The organism is Sulfurovum sp. (assembly GCF_041551015.1).
Taxonomy (GTDB): domain Bacteria; phylum Campylobacterota; class Campylobacteria; order Campylobacterales; family Sulfurovaceae; genus Sulfurovum.
The window spans coordinates 1-6,518 of the sequence record NZ_JBFENQ010000106.1 but is presented as its reverse complement, the minus strand read 5'-3'; the positions used below and the strand labels follow the sequence as shown (position 1 = coordinate 6,518).

The window sequence follows — 6,518 nt, the reverse complement described above, 5'->3', positions numbered from 1 at the left end:
CTATTACACACCTTATACACAAATAGTACAATAGAATACTATAAAAGTTTAATATAAAAGAGAAAAAATGAATGATTTAGTAAAAAAGTTACTCTTATTGAGTTTCCTTTTAAGTACATTTGCATTTGCAGGTTTTGACAGTGCATTGCAAAAACAGAAGTTTTTATCGCCAGATGAAGCATTTCAAGTCAGTGCTGTACTGAAAGATGATGTGATAGAAACAAAAATCATTATGGCAGATAAAATCCATGTTTATGAAAACACATTATATTATAGAATCATTTCCCCTTCTCAAGTTGAACTTACGGTTACGAAACCAGAAGCACATGATTTTGATGGTGATATGGTATATGAAAAAGAGTTGATCGTAACAATTTCCACGCAGGAGATAGAATCTAAAGTCAAAGGTGATTATACGCTTGAAATAGAATTTCAAGGCTGTTCGGATGCAGGTATCTGTTATCAACCCATTAAAAAGACCTTTGATTTTAAAGGAGCAGAACTTGGCGTATTTGATAAGATATCAAAACTTGTAAAAGAGGGTAATACCGCAAAAATAGCAGATATCCTCGTCAATGAAAGCTCCATATTTATTTTACTTCTTTTCTTCATTTTTGGATTACTCTTGGCATTGACACCGTGTATCTTTCCTATGATCCCTATTTTGTCATCTATCATCGTCTCTCAACAGGGAGGAGATGAAGAACCAAGTGTGGCTCAAGCGTTTTTTACCTCTTTAGTATATGTTGTTTCGATGGCTTTAACGTACACTGCTGTAGGGATCATAGCCGGATTGGTGGGAGCAGATATACAAACAGCAATGCAGACACCTTGGGTGCTGACTGTTTTTGCAGCGATGTTTGTGGCTTTAGCATTTTCTCTTTTTGGATACTACGAGATAGGGCTTCCTGTATCATGGCAGTCTAAACTTACAAAAGCCAGTGATAATGCACAAGGGAAAGGCATCATTGGGACTGCAATTATGGGACTTCTTTCTGCACTTATTGTAGGACCATGTGTAGCACCACCGCTTGGAGGTGCTGTACTGTTTATTTCTCATACGGGGGACGCTTTTTTAGGTGGTGCTGCACTTTTTGTTATGAGTATAGGTATGGGTATGCCACTTCTACTTGTAGGTATAGGCGCTGGTAAATTTATGCCAAAGCCAGGTGGTTGGATGACTGTAGTGTCACAAACATTTGGTGTGATGATGCTGGGTCTTGGTATTTTTATGCTTTCACGTATACTTCCAGATAGTCTTACGATGATACTTTGGTCATTGCTATTTATAGGTTCATCACTTTATATGGGTGTATTTAACCCTAGTAATGTAACACATGGTGCAAAAAAACTTTTCCAACTCCTGGCTATGGTGTTTTTGCTTTATGGGGCATCGCTCTTTATCGGGGGGATTAGTGGTTCAACTTCAATCATTAGGCCATTTGAAAAATTTACACAACCCAAAGGAAGTGTAGACAATCATGTACTTTCGAATTCAGAAAAAGGACATAGAGGTTATAGTGTAGAACGTCTTATGAAAGAGGTAAGTGCATCAGATAAACCAGTGGTTGTTGATTTTGGTAAAAAGTCTTGTACTGCATGTACAGAACTTGAGGAGATCACTTTCCCAGACCCTAGAGTACAAGAACATTTGAAGAACTTTACTTTCATTAAGATAGACCTGACAGACAATACGGATGCAGACAAAGCACTACTTAAAAAGTTCGAACTTTTCGGTACACCGAACATTATTTTCTTTGATACGTCAAATAACTATTTGGCAGAGAAAAGTTTGACTGGATTTGTTCCGCCTGAAGATTTTGCAAAACATTTGGAGAGTATCTTAAAATAATCGCGGGAGGCTAACCTCTAGACTCTCGCGATTACTGTAACAGCAATCCTTTTATATTCATATCCCCAAAATACAGAACTGCGTTGATAGTAAAAAGGTTTGTTTATTCTGATAATTTTTAATGTTAGTCTTCATCGCTGCTGTCAGTCGTATAGACACCCGTAAGTTTTTTCCAAATGATCGAGGCATTGAGTCCAAACCAGATCAGAAGTCCTACGCCTATGGTGGCAGCCCACCCTGCTTGCTCAAACTCAGTTACATTGATGATATTATACTGCTGTAATCCCCAGATAAACGCACCGATGATGATGACTGTGATAATGGCACCATAATACTTCAAACTTTGAAAGATAGATTTGATAGCAAGTAGCCAAAGTGCAAACATGATAAGTATCGCAAAGGGTTTAAATCCTGAAAGTATGTCATCTACATTAGAGATGTAGTGTATAAAGTGGTGTCCGCTAGGATTCCATGTTCCCACTGCAAGTGCCATAGATAAAACAAGTGTTACCCACCAGGCTAAATGGGTAACTTTTTTACCACTCTTTGTTGTGTTTGTGTTTGTTAATATATTTGGGATCATTTCTACTTCCTTGATGTATAGTGAAAATATTATAGCCAAATATTTTTTTAGCTATAATGTCATTATTACTGTGAGTGCATCACAGAATTTAAGATGAAACGGAATAACACATGCAAGAAAAATCAAAAAATTTAACTATTAATATTGGTGAGATAAACACTTTAGAAGTCATGCGTGATACAGACTATGGCTATTTCCTTGAAGCAAAAGATGAGAAGGAAGTACTTCTTCCTAATGTCTATGTCATGGAAGATGAGATGCCTATGGGGTCACTTATAGATGTATTTATTTATACAGACAGTGAAGATAGACCGGTAGCTACCACCAAAATGCCTTACGCAAAGCTTGGTGAATATGGGTACTTTACAGTGGTAGATTACAAGCCTTATGGCGCTTTTGTAAACTGGGGACTTCCTAAAGACTTGTTTGTACCTCTTTCTCAACAAAAAGAACATTTTACTATAGGGAAAAAGTATCTTTTACGTGTCTGTTTAGATGCACAAACAGATCGTCTTTTTGCTACCCAAAAAATAGGTAAATATTTAAACAGAGATATGAGTGGTCTACATCAAAATAAAGTGTTGGATGCCATCGTTTTGGCTAAAACGCCACTAGGATTTAAAGTTGTAGCAGACAATCAGTACGAAGGGATGCTATTCGACAATGAGATCTTTGAAGATATACGCATAGGGGACCGCAAGAAAGTGTATATTAAAAATGTAAGAAAAGACTTTAAACTTGATCTTTCTTTACAGCCTATAGGAAAAAAAGCGAAGATAGGTGAGTCAGAAGGCACTATTATCCAACTTCTTAAAGAAGCTGACGGTACATTACCATTTACATACAAAAGTGATGCTGATGAGATTAAAAAAGTCTTTGGCATGAGTAAGAAAAATTTTAAACGTACATTGACAGAACTTATTGAAGCAAAAAAGATACAATTATTAGATAATTCAATTGTCTTATTGTAATATACTCGCTGATAGAAATATTAAAGGAAAAGATATGGAATTAACGGATTTATTTAAAATAGCCGCATCTATGATACAAAACAATGGTGATGATGCAATAGTAAAACTTGATGTAGATGATATTGCCAATGCACTAAATAACCTTGTGGGAAATGGTCAGGGTGGACTTGATCTTGTGAAATTTGTAGGTGGATTGTCTCAGAATGGTTTGGGTGAGATCGTAGGTTCATGGTTAGGTAATGGAGAAAACAAATCCATCTCCATAGAACAGATCACGACACTTTTAGGTTCAGATAACGTGGCTTCTTTTAGTTCAGAACTTGGAATTTCTCAAGAAAGTGCTGCAAATGCATTAGCCCAAGTATTACCTCAAGTGGTAGACCAGGCAACCAGAGGGGAAGGTACCATCATGGATGAAATGCTTTCTAATGTAAGGGGACCTAATGGGGCTATGGATATGCTTGGAAAAATGTTCCGTTAAGCTCTTTAGTATATATAGTTACCCAAAGTTATCTAACTGCACTAATACCTTATAAAACATCCTATATAGAACATTTTATAAGATTTTCTATTGAAGGATACAGATTTATAGTACGCAAACGTCGCTACAGCGAATAACCTTAAAAAATATGTTAGATTATAAGGTTTTCAATCTCAATGCTATTCTTTATCAAATAGTATAAAAATTCATATTCATAATATAGGTTTTCTTTGATTTTACTACACACTCTTTGCACATTAACGTTTTATACTTCGATATATAATAAATTGATAAAAGGATTATTATGAAAAATATTAACGTTACAGTTACTGCACTCTTGATTATAGGATTTACAGGTCTCACATATGGTGAAACAGGGAAATGCAATGGTATGCAAAATTCGAATATGAAAAATAAGTCTGGAATGATGCAAGGCAACCAAGGTATGATGGGTGGTCAGGGAATGATGCAGAACCAACAAATGGGAAAATGCAATGGTATGCAAAATTCGAATATGAAAAATAAGTCTGGAATGATGCAAGGTAACCAAGATATGATGGGTGGTCAGGGAATGATGCAGAACCAACAAATGGGGAAATGCAATGGTAGTATGCAAGGCAATAAAGGTATGATGCAAAACTCTAATTCTCAGCAACAGATCGACAGAGTCAAAAAGTGTGTTAATGCTGCTACTACTCTTCAAGAAATTCAAAATTGTAAAGTTGGAATGATGCAAGGAAATCAAGGTATGCAGGGTAACCAAGGTATGATGCAGAACCAACAAATGGGAAAATGCAATGGTAGTATGAAAGGCAATCAAGGTATGATGGGTGGTCAAGGAATGATGAACAATTAATAAATTGCAGTGATAGCCTATAAAATTAGGCTATCTTTTTCCTATCTCACTATCTTGGTGAGAAAGAATCCAATGACTATACACACTTAATACAGACTGGCATACTAAATTTATAAAGGATCTAAAATGGATTATGTAGGACATGGCTGGGGGATGGGTTTTGGTATGTGGTTTACATTGATACTGTTCATAGTTATTGTTTTTTATTTTTTGACAGAATTAACAAAAAATAAAGAGAAACACTCTTCGGCACAAGATATACTTGATAGACGCTATGCAAATGGTGAAATAGATACAGAAGAGTATGAAGAGAAATCTAATGCTCTTAAGAAAAATGATTGAAAAATATCTAATTGTTGAAACCTTATAAAGTTATATTTTATAAGGTTTTCATTACTCATTTAGAGTAATTACCTACCGATAGAACGACAAAACTTTTCACAGGGGGGACAATTTAGCTACTGCCTTTGCCTTTATTTTCTTTTAGCGCCTTTTCGTAAAGTCTCTTATCTAATATGTTTAGAGGAATATACAGGATGATAGCTCCTAATGCTACATATCCTGAGAAAGGAGCCATCTCAATCCATAAACTACTCGATTCTCCACCTAGTGCATCTTTAAGTGTATCAGCAAATGCAGCATAAGTTCCAAAGAGCATTACTACCAAGAGCAAGAGGCCCATTATATTTTTTCTGATCTTGTAGTTATGTAGATAACTCATATTGTGTCCTATTTTTTAAGTGAGGGATTATATCTTTCTTTAAGAGAATCTAGAAATAATTTTCTAAGTCAATATTCTCAAAGAAGGAAATTATGTACTTACAGTATATTCTATGTTAGATTATGTTGTGCTTGTCATTAGATGATAGCTCTGCCAATGTTTCATCAAGAATTTTGCTTGGTGATGGACAACGATCTCAAAACTAAAACCTTATAAAATATATAACTTTATGAGGTTTTGAATTTAAATATTTCTATTCTTTTATGACATATTGTCATACTTCTCCCATACTTTTCAATACTTGGGTAGAATACTATTAAAATTATAGGATATTATGTGAGATACCTGCTTTTATTTTTACTGCCTTTACTCCTTCTTTCAAAACCATTCAAAGTGGCAACATACAATGTAGAAAATCTTTTTGATGCAGAGTATGTTGGTACGGAGTATGATGATTACACCCTAAAACATAATTGGACAAAACGTATGGTTGACATAAAGCTCAACCATGTGACAGAAGTGATCTGTGATCTGGATGCAGATATATTAGGACTGCAGGAGATCGAAAATGCCAATATTTTTGAACAACTTAAAAAACGACTTTCACGTGTAGGGTGTGGGTATAGGTATTCGGCTATTACTTCTAAAAAAGATGCACCGATACAAGTAGCTTTGCTTTCACGGTTTCCCATTAAAACACAAAGAGAGTTGCAGGTAAGTTATTCGCCACGGGTACGTAACATACTTGAAGTTGAGGTAGATGTAAACGGTGAGTCTTTATGGCTATTTGTGAACCACTGGAAATCCAGAGCATACCATGGAGTTGAGAGTAAACGTATGAAGTATGCCAAGGTGCTGAAGAAACGTTTGTATGCTTTGCCAAAGTCAAAACCTTACATTGTTCTAGGTGATTTTAACACAGAGTATGACGCCCATTTAAGTCTTGAAAAAAAGATAGATGATACGAATGGAAGAACAGGATTGCATCATGTGATGAATATAGCAAAGGATGGGCGTCTTGTAACGGAGCCAGATATACTTCAAAATCTTAGTG

The 6,518-nt window shown here is 35.5% G+C and carries 8 protein-coding genes; 6 read left to right on the top strand and 2 right to left on the bottom strand.

From position 1 onward, the window contains the following. Window positions 1-67 precede the first annotated feature (67 nt). Complete coding sequence (dsbD, locus tag ABZC96_RS07510; RefSeq protein WP_373030188.1) at window positions 68-1,852, top strand: protein-disulfide reductase DsbD; 1,785 nt, start codon at window positions 68-70, stop codon at window positions 1,850-1,852. Window positions 1,853-1,976: 124 nt separating this feature from the next. Here the strand turns inward: dsbD and ABZC96_RS07505 are convergent, their stop codons facing one another. Further along, window positions 1,977-2,435, bottom strand: coding sequence for a DUF6524 family protein (locus ABZC96_RS07505; RefSeq protein ID WP_373030187.1), 459 nt, complete (start codon window positions 2,433-2,435; stop codon window positions 1,977-1,979). A 110-nt stretch (window positions 2,436-2,545) separates the two neighbouring features. Between ABZC96_RS07505 and ABZC96_RS07500 the strand changes: the two genes are divergently transcribed. From ABZC96_RS07500 to ABZC96_RS07485, 4 genes are all read left to right on the top strand, one after another. Then, window positions 2,546-3,406: a S1 RNA-binding domain-containing protein gene (locus tag ABZC96_RS07500; protein ID WP_373030186.1), complete on the top strand. Its 861-nt coding sequence runs from the start codon at window positions 2,546-2,548 to the stop codon at window positions 3,404-3,406. A gap of 34 nt (window positions 3,407-3,440) precedes the next feature. Then, the gene (locus ABZC96_RS07495; protein WP_373030185.1) at window positions 3,441-3,887 is read left to right on the top strand and encodes a YidB family protein; all 447 of its coding nucleotides are present in this window, start codon (window positions 3,441-3,443) and stop codon (window positions 3,885-3,887) included. Window positions 3,888-4,191: 304 nt separating this feature from the next. Next, window positions 4,192-4,743: a hypothetical protein gene (locus tag ABZC96_RS07490; protein WP_373030183.1), complete on the top strand. Its 552-nt coding sequence runs from the start codon at window positions 4,192-4,194 to the stop codon at window positions 4,741-4,743. A 126-nt stretch (window positions 4,744-4,869) separates the two neighbouring features. After that, complete coding sequence (locus ABZC96_RS07485; RefSeq protein ID WP_373030182.1) at window positions 4,870-5,085, top strand: SHOCT domain-containing protein; 216 nt, start codon at window positions 4,870-4,872, stop codon at window positions 5,083-5,085. A gap of 112 nt (window positions 5,086-5,197) precedes the next feature. Here the strand turns inward: ABZC96_RS07485 and ABZC96_RS07480 are convergent, their stop codons facing one another. Further along, window positions 5,198-5,464, bottom strand: a complete 267-nt coding sequence (locus ABZC96_RS07480; protein ID WP_373030180.1) for a hypothetical protein — start codon at window positions 5,462-5,464, stop codon at window positions 5,198-5,200. Window positions 5,465-5,800: 336 nt separating this feature from the next. Between ABZC96_RS07480 and ABZC96_RS07475 the strand changes: the two genes are divergently transcribed. Then, the coding region (locus tag ABZC96_RS07475) for an endonuclease/exonuclease/phosphatase family protein (protein WP_373030178.1) at window positions 5,801-6,518 on the top strand (718 nt) is incomplete at its 3' end.

Bases quoted from the DNA above. Each gene is read 5' to 3' on its own strand.
- ABZC96_RS07500 (WP_373030186.1), top strand. From the start codon at position 2,546: ATGCAAGAAAAATCAAAAAATTTAACTATTAATATTGGTGAGATAAAC.
- ABZC96_RS07495 (WP_373030185.1), top strand. From the start codon at position 3,441: ATGGAATTAACGGATTTATTTAAAATAGCCGCATCTATGATACAAAAC.
- ABZC96_RS07485 (WP_373030182.1), top strand. From the start codon at position 4,870: ATGGATTATGTAGGACATGGCTGGGGGATGGGTTTTGGTATGTGGTTT.
- ABZC96_RS07480 (WP_373030180.1), bottom strand. From the start codon at position 5,464: ATGAGTTATCTACATAACTACAAGATCAGAAAAAATATAATGGGCCTC.
- ABZC96_RS07490 (WP_373030183.1), top strand. From the start codon at position 4,192: ATGAAAAATATTAACGTTACAGTTACTGCACTCTTGATTATAGGATTT.
- ABZC96_RS07505 (WP_373030187.1), bottom strand. From the start codon at position 2,435: ATGATCCCAAATATATTAACAAACACAAACACAACAAAGAGTGGTAAA.
- dsbD (WP_373030188.1), top strand. From the start codon at position 68: ATGAATGATTTAGTAAAAAAGTTACTCTTATTGAGTTTCCTTTTAAGT.